General features: G+C 62.2%; 15 protein-coding genes and 5 tRNA genes. 1 reads left to right on the top strand and 19 read right to left on the bottom strand.

Annotated elements, in window-relative coordinates:
• Positions 1-167 precede the first annotated feature (167 nt).
• The 11 genes from rplA to FFS30_RS23725 all read right to left on the bottom strand — a co-directional run bounded on the left by rplA (position 168) and on the right by FFS30_RS23725 (position 6,140).
• Positions 168-869, bottom strand: a complete 702-nt coding sequence (rplA, locus tag FFS30_RS03170; RefSeq protein ID WP_137911654.1) for a 50S ribosomal protein L1 — start codon at positions 867-869, stop codon at positions 168-170.
• A gap of 2 nt (positions 870-871) precedes the next feature.
• On the bottom strand, positions 872-1,300 hold the full coding sequence (gene rplK / locus FFS30_RS03175; protein WP_137911655.1) for a 50S ribosomal protein L11: 429 nt from the start codon (positions 1,298-1,300) through the stop codon (positions 872-874).
• Positions 1,301-1,462: 162 nt separating this feature from the next.
• Positions 1,463-2,023: a transcription termination/antitermination protein NusG gene (nusG, locus tag FFS30_RS03180; RefSeq protein ID WP_137911656.1), complete on the bottom strand. Its 561-nt coding sequence runs from the start codon at positions 2,021-2,023 to the stop codon at positions 1,463-1,465.
• A gap of 140 nt (positions 2,024-2,163) precedes the next feature.
• The gene (gene secE, locus FFS30_RS03185) at positions 2,164-2,547 is read right to left on the bottom strand and encodes a preprotein translocase subunit SecE (RefSeq protein WP_137911657.1); all 384 of its coding nucleotides are present in this window, start codon (positions 2,545-2,547) and stop codon (positions 2,164-2,166) included.
• A gap of 108 nt (positions 2,548-2,655) precedes the next feature.
• Positions 2,656-2,731, bottom strand: a tRNA-Trp gene (locus FFS30_RS03190).
• A 132-nt stretch (positions 2,732-2,863) separates the two neighbouring features.
• Positions 2,864-4,054: an elongation factor Tu gene (gene tuf, locus FFS30_RS03195; RefSeq protein ID WP_137911658.1), complete on the bottom strand. Its 1,191-nt coding sequence runs from the start codon at positions 4,052-4,054 to the stop codon at positions 2,864-2,866.
• Between the two features lie 86 nt (positions 4,055-4,140).
• Positions 4,141-4,216: transfer RNA gene (locus FFS30_RS03200), tRNA-Thr, on the bottom strand.
• 96 nt (positions 4,217-4,312) lie between these two features.
• A tRNA-Gly gene (locus FFS30_RS03205) sits at positions 4,313-4,386 on the bottom strand.
• A 63-nt stretch (positions 4,387-4,449) separates the two neighbouring features.
• Positions 4,450-4,535, bottom strand: a tRNA-Tyr gene (locus FFS30_RS03210).
• Positions 4,536-4,698: 163 nt separating this feature from the next.
• Positions 4,699-5,211: an acyl-CoA thioesterase gene (locus FFS30_RS03215; protein WP_137911659.1), complete on the bottom strand. Its 513-nt coding sequence runs from the start codon at positions 5,209-5,211 to the stop codon at positions 4,699-4,701.
• Between the two features lie 83 nt (positions 5,212-5,294).
• Positions 5,295-6,140, bottom strand: coding sequence for a glycosyltransferase (locus FFS30_RS23725; RefSeq protein WP_171014386.1), 846 nt, complete (start codon positions 6,138-6,140; stop codon positions 5,295-5,297).
• A gap of 39 nt (positions 6,141-6,179) precedes the next feature.
• Between FFS30_RS23725 and FFS30_RS23730 the strand changes: the two genes are divergently transcribed.
• A complete protein-coding gene (locus FFS30_RS23730; RefSeq protein ID WP_171014387.1) occupies positions 6,180-6,899 on the top strand; it encodes a hypothetical protein in 720 nt (239 codons plus the stop codon).
• 213 nt (positions 6,900-7,112) lie between these two features.
• On the opposite strand, the gene ychF is transcribed toward FFS30_RS23730, so the two are convergent.
• The 8 genes from ychF to FFS30_RS03260 all read right to left on the bottom strand — a co-directional run bounded on the left by ychF (position 7,113) and on the right by FFS30_RS03260 (position 14,190).
• A complete protein-coding gene (gene ychF, locus FFS30_RS03225) occupies positions 7,113-8,204 on the bottom strand; it encodes a redox-regulated ATPase YchF (protein ID WP_137911661.1) in 1,092 nt (363 codons plus the stop codon).
• Positions 8,205-8,273: 69 nt separating this feature from the next.
• A complete protein-coding gene (gene pth, locus FFS30_RS03230; protein WP_137911662.1) occupies positions 8,274-8,861 on the bottom strand; it encodes an aminoacyl-tRNA hydrolase in 588 nt (195 codons plus the stop codon).
• Positions 8,862-8,930: 69 nt separating this feature from the next.
• The gene (locus tag FFS30_RS03235; protein ID WP_137911663.1) at positions 8,931-9,641 is read right to left on the bottom strand and encodes a 50S ribosomal protein L25/general stress protein Ctc; all 711 of its coding nucleotides are present in this window, start codon (positions 9,639-9,641) and stop codon (positions 8,931-8,933) included.
• A 164-nt stretch (positions 9,642-9,805) separates the two neighbouring features.
• Positions 9,806-10,741 carry a ribose-phosphate diphosphokinase gene (locus FFS30_RS03240; RefSeq protein WP_137912559.1) on the bottom strand — a complete coding sequence of 312 codons (936 nt, stop codon included), beginning with the start codon at positions 10,739-10,741 and terminating at the stop codon, positions 9,806-9,808.
• Positions 10,742-10,852: 111 nt separating this feature from the next.
• Positions 10,853-10,927, bottom strand: a tRNA-Gln gene (locus tag FFS30_RS03245).
• Between the two features lie 55 nt (positions 10,928-10,982).
• A complete protein-coding gene (gene ispE, locus FFS30_RS03250; RefSeq protein ID WP_137911664.1) occupies positions 10,983-11,903 on the bottom strand; it encodes a 4-(cytidine 5'-diphospho)-2-C-methyl-D-erythritol kinase in 921 nt (306 codons plus the stop codon).
• Complete coding sequence (gene lolB / locus FFS30_RS03255; RefSeq protein ID WP_343182321.1) at positions 11,900-12,601, bottom strand: lipoprotein insertase outer membrane protein LolB; 702 nt, start codon at positions 12,599-12,601, stop codon at positions 11,900-11,902. Before lolB ends, ispE begins: the two co-directional genes overlap by 4 nt.
• The gene (locus FFS30_RS03260) at positions 12,541-14,190 is read right to left on the bottom strand and encodes a M28 family metallopeptidase (RefSeq protein ID WP_137911666.1); all 1,650 of its coding nucleotides are present in this window, start codon (positions 14,188-14,190) and stop codon (positions 12,541-12,543) included. Before FFS30_RS03260 ends, lolB begins: the two co-directional genes overlap by 61 nt.
• Between the last annotated feature and the right edge of the window lie 45 nt (positions 14,191-14,235).

Raw genomic sequence — 14,235 nt, forward strand, 5'->3', positions numbered from 1 at the left:
GCGCTTCTTGCGCCTGCGAGCACTTCCTTGCGGCGACACTTCGACCACCTGCGGTCTTTGACGGCTCCCGCCTTGCAGCGGGCGCCCTCAAATAGGTTTATTACTGCGTTCGTCCTTGATCGCGAAGATCACAAACCGGCCGTCCTGGCCGGGCTTTTCAAAGAGACTTAAGCCGACAGCGAAGCCTGGTCGACCGGGATGCCGAGGCCCATCGTGCTCGACACGTAGACCTTCTGCAGGTACACGCCCTTGGCGGTCGACGGCTTCGACTTGTTCAGATCGGCGAGCAGCGCGTTGAGGTTGTCCTTGAGCGCGGCGACTTCGAAATTCACCTTGCCGATCGAGGCGTGGACGATGCCCGCCTTGTCATTGCGGTACTTGACCTGGCCGGCCTTCGCGTTTTTCACCGCGGTGACGACGTCGGCGGTGACCGAGCCGTCCTTCGGGTTCGGCATCAGGCCGCGCGGACCGAGCAGCTGACCCAACTTACCGACGACGCGCATGGCATCTGGGGTGGCGATGATGCGGCCGAAATTCAAGTCCCCGCCCTGCATTTTCTCGGCGAGATCGTCCATGCCGACCGCGTCGGCACCGGCGGCCTTGGCCGCTTCGGCCTTCTCGCCGGCCGGGCAGAACACCGCAACGCGCACGGTCTTGCCCGTGCCGTGCGGCAGCAGCGTCGAGCCGCGCACGCCCTGGTCGGACTTCTTCGCGTCGATGCCGAGGCGGATCGCCACGTCGACCGACTCGACGAACTTGGTCTTCGAGCTGTCCTTCAGAATCTTGAAGGCTTCGTCGATCGGGTAGAGCTTGCCTTCGGCGACCTTGCCCTGCATCGCCTTGAGGCGCTTGGTAATTTTCGTTGTCATGGTCAGATCTCCGTGTTCAGGCCCATGCTGCGCGCGCTACCCGCAATGGTGCGCACGGCGGCATCCAGATCGGCAGCGGTGAGGTCCGCCTGCTTGATCTTCACGATTTCTTCGAGCTGCTTGCGCGTCACCTTGCCCACCTTCTCGGTGTTGGGACGCTTACTGCCCGAAGTAATGCCTGCGGCCTTCTTCAACAGGATCGACGCCGGCGGCGACTTCATGATGAAGGTGAAGCTGCGGTCCGAGTACGCGGTGATGATCACCGGAATCGGCAGACCGGGCTCCATTTTCTGCGTTGCGGCGTTGAACGCCTTGCAGAATTCCATGATGTTCAGACCGCGCTGACCAAGCGCGGGACCGACCGGCGGCGAGGGGTTGGCCTGACCGGCCTTCACCTGCAGCTTGATGTAGCCAACTACTTTCTTTGCCATTGTTTTAGCTCCTGGAGTTCAAGCGTCTGCACGTCCGTTGGGGACTGCGGGACTCCTCCGTTGGTTGAATCTGTGAGCGGTGAGCAGTGAGCGGTGAGCGGAAAAAGCCGGAGTGCCCCGATGCTCTTTCCGCTCACCGCTCACCGCTGACCGCTCACGCCCTCAGGCCTTCTCCACCTGGCCGAATTCGAGTTCGACCGGCGTGGAACGCCCGAAAATCAGCACCGCCACACGCAGGCGGCTTTTTTCGTAATTCACTTCCTCGACGACGCCGTTGAAGTCGTTGAACGGGCCTTCGGTGACACGCACCATTTCGCCCGGTTCGAACAACACCTTCGGACGCGGCTTTTCGACGCCTTCCTGCACACGCTGCAGGATCGCATCGGCTTCGGAATCTTTGATCGGCAGCGGGCGATCGGCGGTGCCGCCGATGAAACCCATCACCTTCGGCGTTTCCTTGATCAGATGCCAGGATTCGTCATCGATCTTGATCGCCTTGTTTTCCGTGTTCGTCTCGATCTGTACGAGAACGTAACCAGGGAAGAACTTGCGCTCGCTGCGGCGCTTCTGGCCGCCGCGCATTTCGATCACTTCTTCGGTCGGCACGAGCACTTCGCCGAACTTGTCCTGCATGCCGGCGCGCGCGACGCGCTCTTTCAGCGTGCGCGCAACCTGATGCTCGAAGCCCGAATAGGCGTGAACCACATACCAACGTTTAGCCACGATAGTCACCTTTGCGCTCGTCCCTGATCGCCAAAATCAAGAGCCGGCCATCCCGATCGGACATCTAGTCTCTTTGCGCCCGTCCCTGACCGCAAAAATCAAAAACCGGCCATCCTGGCCGGACTTCTCAATCTCGTTTTTCAGCCGCCTTTCAACAAACCGTCGAGGATCGCCCATTTCAGCAATAGATCGATCAGGCCCAGAATCAGGCTGAGCACAATGACGACGACGAAAATCACCAGCGTCGTCTGGATCGTTTCCTGGCGCGTCGGCCATACGACCTTACGCAACTCGAACAGCGATTCGCTGAGGAAGTCGCGCGTCGCACGACCCGAGTGGGTGAAGTACGCGATCGCACCGGACGCGGCGAAACCACCGAGCAGAATCAACAGACGCTGCCAGGACTGGAACTCGTTGTACCAGTAATACGCAAAGATCGCCGCGCTAAGAATGAGCAGCGCAACGATCAGCTTCGCGATGTCGGCAGCGGAATTCCCGCCCACCTGTTCAACTTTCGTATTCATAGTTTCCGGCGAGGCAAAAGGCCGTCACACCATCTTTAAATTTGCATCCGCCGCCATCTTGCGCCGCGGAAACCAAAAAACCAGCCGTTTGGCTGGACTGTTCAGCGCTGGCACGCCAGGAGGGACTCGAACCCCCAACCTGCGGTTTTGGAGACCGCTGCTCTGCCAATTGAGCTACTGGCGTGTGGTAGTTCCGACCTTCCGCGGCGAATCGTTGCCGACCCGCCGTTTCCCTGCGCAGGGCGCGGTTTTCGCGCCCGGATTTGCTCTTCCGTGTCTTGCAAAGAGCGGGCGCGACGAGTCGCGCCCGGTTACATCACTTGACGATCTTGGCGACGACGCCCGCGCCGACCGTACGGCCGCCTTCGCGGATCGCGAAGCGCAGACCTTCGTCCATCGCGATCGGGTGGATCAGGCTCACCACCATCTTGATGTTGTCGCCCGGCATGACCATTTCCACGCCTTCCGGCAACTGCACCGAGCCCGTCACGTCCGTCGTGCGGAAGTAGAACTGCGGGCGGTAGCCCTTGAAGAACGGCGTATGACGACCGCCCTCTTCCTTGCTCAGCACGTAGACTTCGGCTTCGAAATCGGTGTGCGGGGTGATCGTGCCCGGCTTCGCCAGCACCTGACCACGCTCCACGTCGTCGCGCTTCAGACCGCGCAGCAGCAGGCCCGCGTTGTCGCCCGCACGACCTTCGTCGAGCAGCTTGCGGAACATTTCCACGCCCGTCACCGTCGTCTTCTGCGTCGGACGGATGCCGACCACTTCGATTTCGTCACCGACCTTGATGATGCCGCGCTCGATACGACCGGTCACCACGGTGCCGCGGCCCGAGATCGAGAACACGTCTTCCACCGGCATCAGGAACGGCTTGTCGATGTCGCGCTGCGGCTCCGGAATGTACGTGTCCAGCGCGTCCACCAGCTTGATGATCGCCGGCACGCCGATTTCGCTCTGGTCGCCTTCCAGCGCCTTCAGCGCCGAACCCTTGATGATCGGGGTATCGTCGCCCGGGAACTGGTACTTCGACAGCAGGTCGCGCACTTCCATTTCCACCAGCTCAAGCAGCTCGGCGTCGTCCACCATGTCGGCCTTGTTCAGGAACACGACGATGTACGGCACGCCGACCTGGCGCGACAGCAGGATGTGTTCGCGCGTCTGCGGCATCGGGCCGTCCGCGGCCGAGCACACCAGGATCGCGCCGTCCATCTGCGCCGCACCCGTGATCATGTTCTTCACGTAGTCCGCGTGGCCCGGGCAGTCGACGTGCGCGTAGTGGCGCGTCGGCGATTCGTATTCCACGTGCGCCGTCGAGATCGTGATGCCGCGCGCCTTTTCTTCCGGCGCCGCGTCGATCTGGTCGTACGCCTTGAACTCGCCGCCGAAGCGCTCCGCACCGACCTTCGTCAGCGCCGCCGTCAGCGTCGTCTTGCCGTGGTCCACGTGACCGATCGTGCCTACGTTCACGTGCGGCTTGGTCCGTTCGAATTTGCCTTTTGCCATGAGACTAAAACCTCGGGTAGTTCTTCAAGGTGGAAAAGTAAAAAAGTATAAACAGCGGATATTACGGCGGCGATGTTGCGACTATGTGGTGCTCACGATTGGAATCGAACCAACGACCTCCTCCTTACCAAGGAGGTGCTCTACCGACTGAGCTACGTGAGCATGGAGCAACGCTTGCCTCCATCCCTGAGAAACCGGATCGCAACCCGGTCGTCCTGACCGGCACTTTCCAAACCAGCGCCCGGTGTTTGCAGTCAATGGAGCGGGAGACGGGAATCGAACCCGCGCTAGTAGCTTGGAAGGCTACAGTTCTACCATTGAACTACTCCCGCCCGGGGGTACTTCGCTTTGTTCCACAACTTTCGAGAGGCTTCCCTTCCGAGCTTTCGCCAGGATGGTGGAGGGAGGTGGATTCGAACCACCGAAGGCATGAGCCAGCAGATTTACAGTCTGCCCCCGTTGGCCGCTTGGGTATCCCTCCGGCGCTCTCGAATTTTCAAAATCGCTTACAAATTCCGTTGGGGGCGTGACAACTGCAGGCATCCTGCCCTTAGCCTCATCCCGCTACGCGAGACGAGCAACCCTCCACGGAGCCGCCTATTTTCGGGCCCTGGGATACCCATTGTCAAGGACAGTTTTGCTTTTCAGGACGACTGACCGTGGACCCAGGCCAGATGCGCCGCATCCCGGTAGCGGGCGACCTCTTGTTCGATGTTCTTGTCGAGCTCCATGAGCTTCTGCGCATAGGCCGCCAAAGCCCTGTCGTCATCGCTTTCCGGCAGCCATTTCGGCACGGAAGTCGGCTTGCCGTCCTTGTCGGTCGCGACCATGACGATGACGCAGTGCGTGGCGAGCTTTTCCTCGCCCGTTTCGAGCCGCCGCGCAATCACGTCGACGCTGAAATGCATGCTCGTATTGCCGGTGTAGATCAGCTGGCAGTGCACGGTGACCATATCGCCGATCAGAATCGGATTGACGAAGCGGATGCCGCCGACCGCCACAGTCACGCAATACTGCCCGCTCCAGGCGACCGCGCAGGCATAGCCGGCCTGGTCGATCCACTTCATCACCATGCCGCCATGCACCTTGCCGCCGAAATTGACGTCGGTCGGCTGGGCCAGAAAACAAAAACGGACTTCGCGATCGACGCCGGGCATGCCGCTTCTCCACGAAAGGGATTCAGCACAACAACTTAGCAGATCGACCTGTCTGAGACACCTGCTCGATCAATCCCGGTCTGTCATCCGCAGTAATAATCGATGATTTCGGATTCCTGACGCCGTTGCAGATCGACCAACGTTTGCCGCGCCGCAGTGCCGATGCGCCTGCGCAGTCCGGGATCGGCGCGTAGGCACTCAATGACCTCGAACGCTTCGGCTTCGCTGGACACGAGAAATCCGTTTTCTGCATGTACGATAAGTTCCGCGCAACCGCAATGTTCAGGAAAAATAACAATCGGCAATTCCATCGCCATCGCCTCGAGAATGACCGCCCCGCCCGTTTCTACCCATTGCGGGTGCTTGCGATAGATGAAGACGTCGAGACCGGCGAGAAAGTCCTTAGCACCGAGCGTTCCAACCTCGATCAATTCAGGCTTCACTCCCTTGTCGTGGGCGAAAGTCCGTTCGATTACCGTGCCGCCGAGCAGGCGCACGCGATGCCCTCTTGCCAGCAGTCCGCGAAAGAATGCAGGGTCGTTCGGATGGAATTTGAGGCTGAATGCGCGTCCGTGCCGACCGATCGCAAGACCCGCAGCCGAATCGGTCGCTGGGGATATACGCCGGAAATGCGCAAGATCGACCGGGGAATACTCCACCAAACCGGGTAAATCGCACATATCGCGAAACATCTGCGACGGAAAGGTGAGCCGCACTCGCGGGCGTGCAGGATTTTTCTCTATCTGCCCCATGCGCGCGAGCAGATCCTTCGCGTTGTCGACCAGATTATGGCAGATGACCACTCTGTCGAAACGTCCGTCAACCAGCCAATCCCCGCACGGAAAGTAAGTACCGACCAGCACCAGCGTACCGCCCGATGGCGCTGCATCCGCAGTGATCAGACGTATCTCGCACCCATGCAAATACATGGAATGCACAGGATGCGTGGACCACAACGTAGCCTGAGTATGCCCGGACAGATGGCGATGGAGATTGAGCGCACGGCGCTCGGTTCCGCCGATCGCGTCGAGCCTGCAGACGACATGGACGTGAGATCGCCCGGTTCCGCGCGGTGGCGACACCAGAGAATTCAGACGATCAAGTATGGCGCGAATCGCTCGACCATCACCCCGCTGAATCATAGGCAAATCAAGTCGGTAACGGCACTCCGCACGCAATTCCGCAACTTCCGGGTCATCGCGATTCAGCACACCGGCACGCTCAACCGCAGCGAGCGCGGGCATAAGAAGGTGGACATCAAGCAGCATTTCAGCCGCGATCAGCGCTTCTCGCGCATTGCTTATCTGCTCCGGCTGCAATTCACCCAAGATCTGTTTCGCCTGATCTCCCTCGCCCGCCTCGAGCAGAACAGCGGCGCGCGTGAGAACGTCCCGCTGCTGCAAACCCAGGTCCAAAGCAGTGTGCGGATTCATGGCTTGCACAGTGCGCCGTCGCGTATGCAAACGATTCGCAGGCATGCACCCCGCGGCCGGCGAAAATGCCTAAAAGCCGCCGCCCCATTGCAATATGATCCCATACGCAGGATGGGCGACACCGAGCAACGCTCGGTCAATGCATACTCCGTCGCGCTGCCGCAGTACGGCACCGAACCAAACGAAATGATCAAGCTCCCCCCTGTAACGATTGCGGCCCTCCCTTGCCAAGCAAACGTACAGATGCGCCATTAGCCATTACGTACGCGACGGTGCATCCTCGTCGCTCAGCTTATATCACGCTATATTCGATGCACAGCGGGCGTCCGCAGAACCCTCTTTCCACGCATGCCTAGTACCCCGCCGGATGGATACTTCCGCGACAAAAAGCCCGACATTGCCGGACTTTGCAGATGATCCCGAGCGATCCTGCAGACTCGCCGCGTCTGTCTGAAACAGTTTTTCAGGTCAAACGTTGAAGCGGAAGTGCAGCACATCGCCTTCTTTGACGATGTAATCCTTGCCTTCGAGACGCAGGCGGCCGGCGTCGCGCGAGCCCGATTCGCCCTTGTACTTGATGTAGTCGTCGTAGGCGATCGTCTCGGCACGGATGAAACCGCGCTCGAAGTCGGTATGGATCACCCCGGCGGCCTGCGGCGCGGTGGCGCCCTTCTTTACCTGCCACGCACGTACTTCCTTTTCGCCTGCGGTGAAATAAGTCTGCAGGCCGAGCAGCTTATAGCCAGCACGAATGACGCGGTTCAGGCCCGGCTCTTCCAGGCCCATGTCGGCAAGGAAGGCGAGCTTGTCGGCGTCTTCGAGCTGGGAAAGCTCTTCCTCGATCGCCGCACAGACCGGCACGACTTCGGCACCTTCGATCTTGGCGCGCTCGACGACCTTGTCCAGGAACGGGTTGTTGCTGAACCCGTCTTCCTTGACGTTGGCGATGTACATCAACGGCTTGAGCGTGAGCAGGAACAAGTCACGCACGAGCGCCTTTTCGTCGTCGTCAAGGCCGGCCGCGCGCGCGGGCTTGCCTTCGTTGAGGATCGTGGCGAGTTTCTGCAGCACCGGGCGCTTGGCCAGCGCCTCCTTGTCGTTCGCCTTGGCCGCGCGCTCGACGCGCGCGAGCGCCTTGTCGACCGAATCGAGGTCGGCGAGCGCGAGTTCGGTGTCGATCGTGTCGATGTCGGAGATCGGATCGATTTTGCCGGCGACGTGGACGATGTCGGCATTCTCGAAGCAGCGCACGACGTGCGCGATCGCGTCGACCTCACGGATATGCGCGAGGAACTTATTGCCGAGCCCCTCGCCCTTCGACGCACCGGCGACGAGGCCGGCGATGTCGACGAACTCGATCGAGGTCGGAATGATCTTGAGCGGCTTGGCGATGCCGGCAAGCGCTTCGAGACGCGGATCGGGCACCGGCACGACACCGATGTTCGGATCGATCGTGCAGAACGGGAAGTTCGCCGCGGCGATGCCCGCCTTGGTCAGCGCGTTGAAAAGAGTCGACTTGCCGACGTTCGGCAGGCCAACGATGCCGCATTTGATTCCCATGAAAATCCCGTGAGCGGTAAGCAGTCAGCGGTGAGCGGTGAGAGCGATTTCCCGCTCACCGCTCACTGCTCACGGCTCACCTTTACTCGTATGCAACCGCTTCATCGCCTCGTTGACCTCGCCGCGCACCGCCAGCGGCAGCACGTCGAGCGAGCGGCCGACCGCATCGATGATGGCCCTTTCGTCGTCGACGCCGGGCCGGCCGAGCACCCAGGAGGTGACGCGATTCTTGTCGCCGGGATGGCCGATACCCAACCGGAGCCGGTAAAACTTGCCATGCCCGAGATGGGCGAAGGTGTCACGCAGCCCGTTTTGGCCGCCGTGGCCGCCGTCGAACTTGAGCCGCGCCGCGCCGGCCGGCAGGTCGAGATCGTCGTGGGCGACGAGCATTTCCTCCGGCTCGATCTTCCAGTAGCGCAAAGCGGATTGGATCGAGATGCCGCTCTTGTTCATGTAAGTCGTCGGCTTGAGCAGCCAAAGGGTCTGGCCTTCGAGAACGATTTTCGCCGTCTCGCCATGCAGCTTCGACTCCATGCCGAAACGCGCGCCGTGGGCTTGAGCCAAGGCGTCAATAAACCAGAACCCGGCGTTGTGCCGGGTTCGCAGGTGTTCGGCACCGGGATTGCCCAGGCCGACGAGTAGCCGCAGTTGCGCCATGACGAGCCGGGCGCCGGGCGCCCGCCGAACGCGGTTCCCGCTTCGCGAACGAAGCGGGAACCGGAACGGTTATTTCTTCTCGTCTTTCTTGGCCGCCGGCTTGGCCGCAGCCGGCTTGGCCGCAGCAGCGGCAGCGGCCGGAGCGGCAGCCGCCGTCGCGCCCGCCGCGGCGTCCGCGGCCGGAGCGGCTTCGACTTCTTCCTTGACTTCCTGCGCGGAAACCACGGCCACGTCGTGTTCCTTGCCCAGGCGCAGTTCGGGAATTTCCACGCCTTCCGGCAGCTTGACCTCGGACAGGTGGATGATGTCGCCGACTTCGAGGTTGGCGAGATCGATCTCGACGTACTCCGGCAGGTCCTTCGGCAGACACGAGACTTCGAGCTCGTTGAGCGCGTGCGAAATCAGCACGCCCGCCTTCTTGCCGGCCGGCGACTTCTCCTGGTTGAGGAAGTGCAGCGGCACGCGGATGCGGATCGCCTTGTTCGCGTCGACACGCTGGAAGTCCAGATGCAGCAGCTGCTGCTTGAACGGGTGACGCTGCAGATCACGCAGCAGCACCTTCTGCACTTCGCCGTTGAGCGACAGGTCGAGAATCGCCGAGTAGAACCACTCGTGCTGCGAAGCGAGCCAGACGTCGTTGTGCACGATCTGGATGCTGACCGGGGCGAGTTCGCCGCCGTAAACGATGGCCGGAACCTTGCCCGTGTTACGCAGGCGGCGGCTCGCACCCCTCCCGTCGTTCTCACGGCGTTCGACCTTGATTTCATGAGTAATTGCCATCTTGAAGCTACCTTTGGTGTTGCAGTTGAGCCGCCTCGCGGCGGCGGATCAACTCTCCCGCGACCAGGAGAGTTGGTGAAAACTTGGGATTAAGGATTGGAGATTCGGGACTCGACAGATGTAGCTCTGCCGAATCTCCAATCGCTAATCCCCAATCCCTGCAATTAATCCACGTACAACGAACTGACCGACTCGCCGATCGCGATACGGCGGATCGTTTCGGCCAACAACTCGGCCACGCCGAGCTGACGGATCTTGCTGCACGCTTTCGCGTCTTCCGACAAGGCGATCGTGTCGGTGACGACCAGCTCGTCGAGCTGCGACCCGTTGATGTTGCGGATCGCCGGTCCCGACAGCACCGGATGCGTGCAGTACGCGACCACGCGCTTGGCGCCGTTCTTTTTCAGCACCTCGGCACCGGCGCAGAGCGTGCCCGCGGTGTCGACGATATCGTCGATCAGCACGCAGACCTTGCCTTCGACGTCGCCGATGATGTTCATCACAGCCACCTCGTTGGCGCGCGGACGGCGCTTGTCGATGATCGCGAGATCAGCGTCGTCGAGGCGCTTGGCGATCGCGCGTGCGCGCGCCACGCCGCCTACGTCCGGACTGACCACGATCAACTCTTCGGGGCGGTTGTATCGCCAGATGTCGGCGAGGATGACCGGCGAAGAGTATACATTGTCCAGCGGAATATCGAAAAAGCCCTGGATCTGGTCCGCATGCAGATCCACAGTCAGCACGTGATCCGTGCCGACCGACGAAATCATCTTCGCCGCGACCTTGGCCGTGATCGGCACGCGTGCCGAGCGCAAACGGCGATCCTGCCTGGCGTAGCCGAAGTACGGGATCACCGCAGTCACGCTGGCCGCCGAGGCGCGCTTGAGCGCATCGATCATGACCAGCAGCTCCATGAAGTTTTCCGCGGTCGGCGCCGAGGTCGGCTGGATCACGAACACTTCCTGGCGGCGCACGTTCTCGTCGATCTCGACGCGCACTTCGCCGTCGGAGAAGGTCGACACCTGCGCCTTGCCCATCGGCACATTCAGCACGCGGCAGATGTCGAGCGCGAGCTGCCGATTCGCATTACCCGAAAAAATCTGCCAGCCGCTGCGTTCGCCGCGGCCGAGCGGATAGGCTCCGGAATAAACCGCCGCCGGATTGATCGTGTTCACTGGACAGAGCCTTTCAGGTATTCAAGCGTTGTAGGGTGGCTGGGGCGGCTGGATTCGAACCAACGTATGCCGGGATCAAAACCCGGTGCCTTACCGCTTGGCGACGCCCCACCATGGATGCCGCTCCCGTTTTGCGGGAGCTGCGCCAAAAATCAAAGGTGAAAAGTCAATCGGACATGCCCGACGACGCCGGGCTTTGACTTTTGATCTTTGACTTCTGACGCTCTCGAAACACCTGTACCGCATCGAGCAACGGCGACCCGGCCACACCATGCGCCCGGTACGCTGCGAACTCCGCCGGACACGCGTTCACGACCGCGTCCGCCTCGCGCGCATCGACCGCGGCGAAGACGCAACCGCCGCTGCCGCTCAAGCGCGCGTCGCCGAACCGGCTCAGCCAATCCAACGCCGCCGCGACTTTCGCGTAACGCGTCCGTACGACCGGAGCGAACACGTTGCCCGTCTCGATCCCTGAAAGGAAGCTCTCTATTGTCGCGGGCGGACAATTTCGTGTCAATTCCGCAGCTTGAAAAAGTACCGCGGTCGGCACCGTCTCATGCGGATCGAGAATGACATAGTCGCGCGGCGGCAATTCGATCGGCGTCAGCCGCTCGCCGACGCCCTCGGCCCAGGCCGAGCGGCCACGCACGAACACGGGCACGTCGGCGCCGAGGCGCAGGCCGAGTTCGGCCAGATCATCCACGGACAAGCCGGTTTCCCACAATTCGTTGAGTGCGACCAGAACGGTCGCCGCATCCGAGCTGCCGCCGCCGAGTCCGCCGCCCATCGGAATGCGCTTGTCGAGCGCGATGTCGACGCCGAACTCGGCCTCGGCGTATTCCGCCAATGCCCGCGCGGCGCGCACGCACAGATCGTTTTCGGGCGCGACGCCCGGCGCGCCGTTGATCCTCACGATTTCCGCATCGTCGCGCGGCCGCAGATGCAGCGTGTCGCCCCAATCGAGCAGTTGGAAAACCGTCTGCAACAAATGATAGCCGTCGGCACGACGGCCGACGATGTGCAGGAAAAGATTGAGCTTGGCCGGCGCCGGCCACGTGCTCCAGCCGACCGCGGTCGCTCCGGTCAATCGAAACTCCACGATTGGATAATCAGCTTGACCTTGTCCTTGCCGCGCGTGGCGAACACTTTCTTCGGCAGCGCCGGATTGCGGTCGGCGAACCAGTCGAGATATTCGACCGTCCAGCCGTTCTGGACGAGTTGGGCCGGCAACTGCCGATCGTCGAACTGGAGCTGTGCCGGCTCGCCGTCGACACGCAGGCCGAGCGCCCAGCGGCGCAGCGCCGCGAACGGCACATCGGTACCGAGGCGCTCGCGCAACAAGACTTGCGGATCGCTGCCGACCTCGGGCTGAGCGTCGACGCCTTCGAGAACCGCGCGGCCCGCGTCGCCGCTGAGGCGCAAGGTCTTGCCGTTCGCGCCGCGCACGCTGAACGAATAGGTATCGCCGTCCTGGCGCCAGACCAGATCGCCCGAACCGCCATTTTCGCCCGATACGGCGATGCGCGCCTCAAGCGTCCAACGCGATTTCCCGGCCAACGCGGCCTCGCGCGCATCCTGCGCAGCGAGTGCTTCGGACGTCGGCGCATTCTGCTTCACGCGCATCGGCGCACACGCGGCCAGCGCTGCGATCAGCGTCATCGAAAGCAGCAGTCGAAGCGTTCGCGCTGTGGGCTGGGTCAGGACACTCATCGGAAAAATTCGCATCAACGGCGCGATGCCGCGCTCTTGTCGCGCAATGCCTTGAACTCCGAACCCGCTTTCCATTCGGGCCAGCGCACGGAACCGGCGAGATCACGACCGATGGCGTACATCAACTCGATATCCTGCACGGCGCCGTCGAGCTTCCAATCCGGGCCGTAGGCGTCGCAGGGCTGGTGGTAGCAGCGCCCGGTGTAGTCGTCCACCCACTTCTGCCCGGCCGCGCGACCGCCGTCGACGAGATCCGACGCGCCGGCGATGCCCATCATCAATAGCACCGGCACGCCGCGCTTGGCGAACGAGAAATGATCGGCGCGATAGAACAGACCGCGTTCGGGCAGGCTTTCCGGCGTGACGACGCGGCCCTGCGCCTTGGCAAATCGGCCGAGATCGTCTTCGAGGTCGTCCTGTCCCGCGCCGACAAGGATCACGTCGCGCGCCTTGCCGGCCGTCTGCAACACGTCGATGGTCAGATTGGCGACGGTCTTTTCCAGCGGATAGACCGGCGCAAGCGCGTAGGCCTCCGAACCGAGCAAGCCGCGTTCCTCCGCGGTCCAGACGCCGAACACGACGCTGCGTTTCGGCGCCGGCTGCGACTTGAACGCATGCGCGATCTCGATAAGGCCGGCCACGCCGATGCCGTCGTCGTTGGCGCCGCGGCGGATCGTGTTGCCCTGCGCATCCGCCGGGCCTTTGCCATAGGCGTCCCAATGCGCGCCGTAGAAAACGATCTCGTCGGGCCGCGCGCTGCCCGGAATCTTCGCCAGCACATTGTGGCTCTCGACGACTTCATGCTCGACCGGAATATCGGCGGAGAAGGTCTCACCTTTCAGCACGACGGGACGAAAATTCTCGCCGCGCGCCGCCTTGCGCTGCGCAGCCAGATCCAGCCCTGCATCGGCGAACAACTTGGTCGCGGCCTCGCCCGAGATCCAACCCTGCAGGGCGAGGCTGGTCAGTTTGTCCTGCGCACGCACGATGTCGTAACTCTCGCCCTGTGGGCTGACCACGACGTTCCAACCGTAACCCGCGCCCGGCTTGTCGTGCACGATCAGCGCGCCGATCGCACCGCGACGCGCGGCCTCCTCGTACTTGTAGGTCCAGCGGCCGTAGTAGGTCATCGTCTTGCCGCCGAAGCGGCCGAAGACCTGCTCGCCCTTCGCCGCCTCGAAGTCCGGATCGTTGACCAGAAACACCGCGACCTTGCCTTTGAGATCGACGCCTTTGTAATCGTCCCAATGGCGCTCAGGCGCGGAGACGCCATAACCGACGAAGACCAGCGGCGCGCGGTCGATCACGGCGCGATCTTCCGGCCGGTTCGTCGACAGATACACCTCTTTGCCGCGTTGCCATGGCTGCAGTGCGGTAGCGACGTTCACGCCGAGCGTCTTCGGCTCGCCGAGCTTGGTATGCAGCAGCGAAGCCGTCTGCACCCAGCTTCCGTCCTTTCCGCCCGGCTGCAGGCCGAGCGCCTCGAACTGGCCGATCAGATAACCGACCGAACGTTCCTCGCCGCGCGTTCCGGGCGCACGGCCTTCGAAGAAATCCGAGGACAAGGTCTGCACCGTCGTGGCGATGCGGTCGGCGCTAAGCGATTGCGCAGCGGCGGGCGCCGCGAGAACGGAGAGCAGCAACGCGGAGGGCAGAAGTTTCATCACGACACCATCGGGGAGAAGCGCGTGATTCTAAGCGAAACTTTG

This window comes from Rudaea sp. 3F27F6, assembly GCF_005503555.1.
Lineage (GTDB): Bacteria > Pseudomonadota > Gammaproteobacteria > Xanthomonadales > Rhodanobacteraceae > Rudaea.

What these genes read in the sequence shown, in the direction of transcription:
- rplK (WP_137911655.1), bottom strand. Translation starts at nt 1,300, where the DNA reads ATGGCAAAGAAAGTAGTTGGCTACATCAAGCTGCAGGTGAAGGCCGGT.
- FFS30_RS03235 (WP_137911663.1), bottom strand. Translation starts at nt 9,641, where the DNA reads ATGGCAATTACTCATGAAATCAAGGTCGAACGCCGTGAGAACGACGGG.
- secE (WP_137911657.1), bottom strand. Translation starts at nt 2,547, where the DNA reads ATGAATACGAAAGTTGAACAGGTGGGCGGGAATTCCGCTGCCGACATC.
- FFS30_RS23730 (WP_171014387.1), top strand. Translation starts at nt 6,180, where the DNA reads ATGCCCGGACAGATGGCGATGGAGATTGAGCGCACGGCGCTCGGTTCC.
- tuf (WP_137911658.1), bottom strand. Translation starts at nt 4,054, where the DNA reads ATGGCAAAAGGCAAATTCGAACGGACCAAGCCGCACGTGAACGTAGGC.
- lolB (WP_343182321.1), bottom strand. Translation starts at nt 12,601, where the DNA reads ATGGAAAGCGGGTTCGGAGTTCAAGGCATTGCGCGACAAGAGCGCGGC.
- FFS30_RS03260 (WP_137911666.1), bottom strand. Translation starts at nt 14,190, where the DNA reads ATGAAACTTCTGCCCTCCGCGTTGCTGCTCTCCGTTCTCGCGGCGCCC.
- rplA (WP_137911654.1), bottom strand. Translation starts at nt 869, where the DNA reads ATGACAACGAAAATTACCAAGCGCCTCAAGGCGATGCAGGGCAAGGTC.
- FFS30_RS23725 (WP_171014386.1), bottom strand. Translation starts at nt 6,140, where the DNA reads ATGTATTTGCATGGGTGCGAGATACGTCTGATCACTGCGGATGCAGCG.
- ychF (WP_137911661.1), bottom strand. Translation starts at nt 8,204, where the DNA reads ATGGGAATCAAATGCGGCATCGTTGGCCTGCCGAACGTCGGCAAGTCG.
- pth (WP_137911662.1), bottom strand. Translation starts at nt 8,861, where the DNA reads ATGGCGCAACTGCGGCTACTCGTCGGCCTGGGCAATCCCGGTGCCGAA.
- FFS30_RS03215 (WP_137911659.1), bottom strand. Translation starts at nt 5,211, where the DNA reads ATGCCCGGCGTCGATCGCGAAGTCCGTTTTTGTTTTCTGGCCCAGCCG.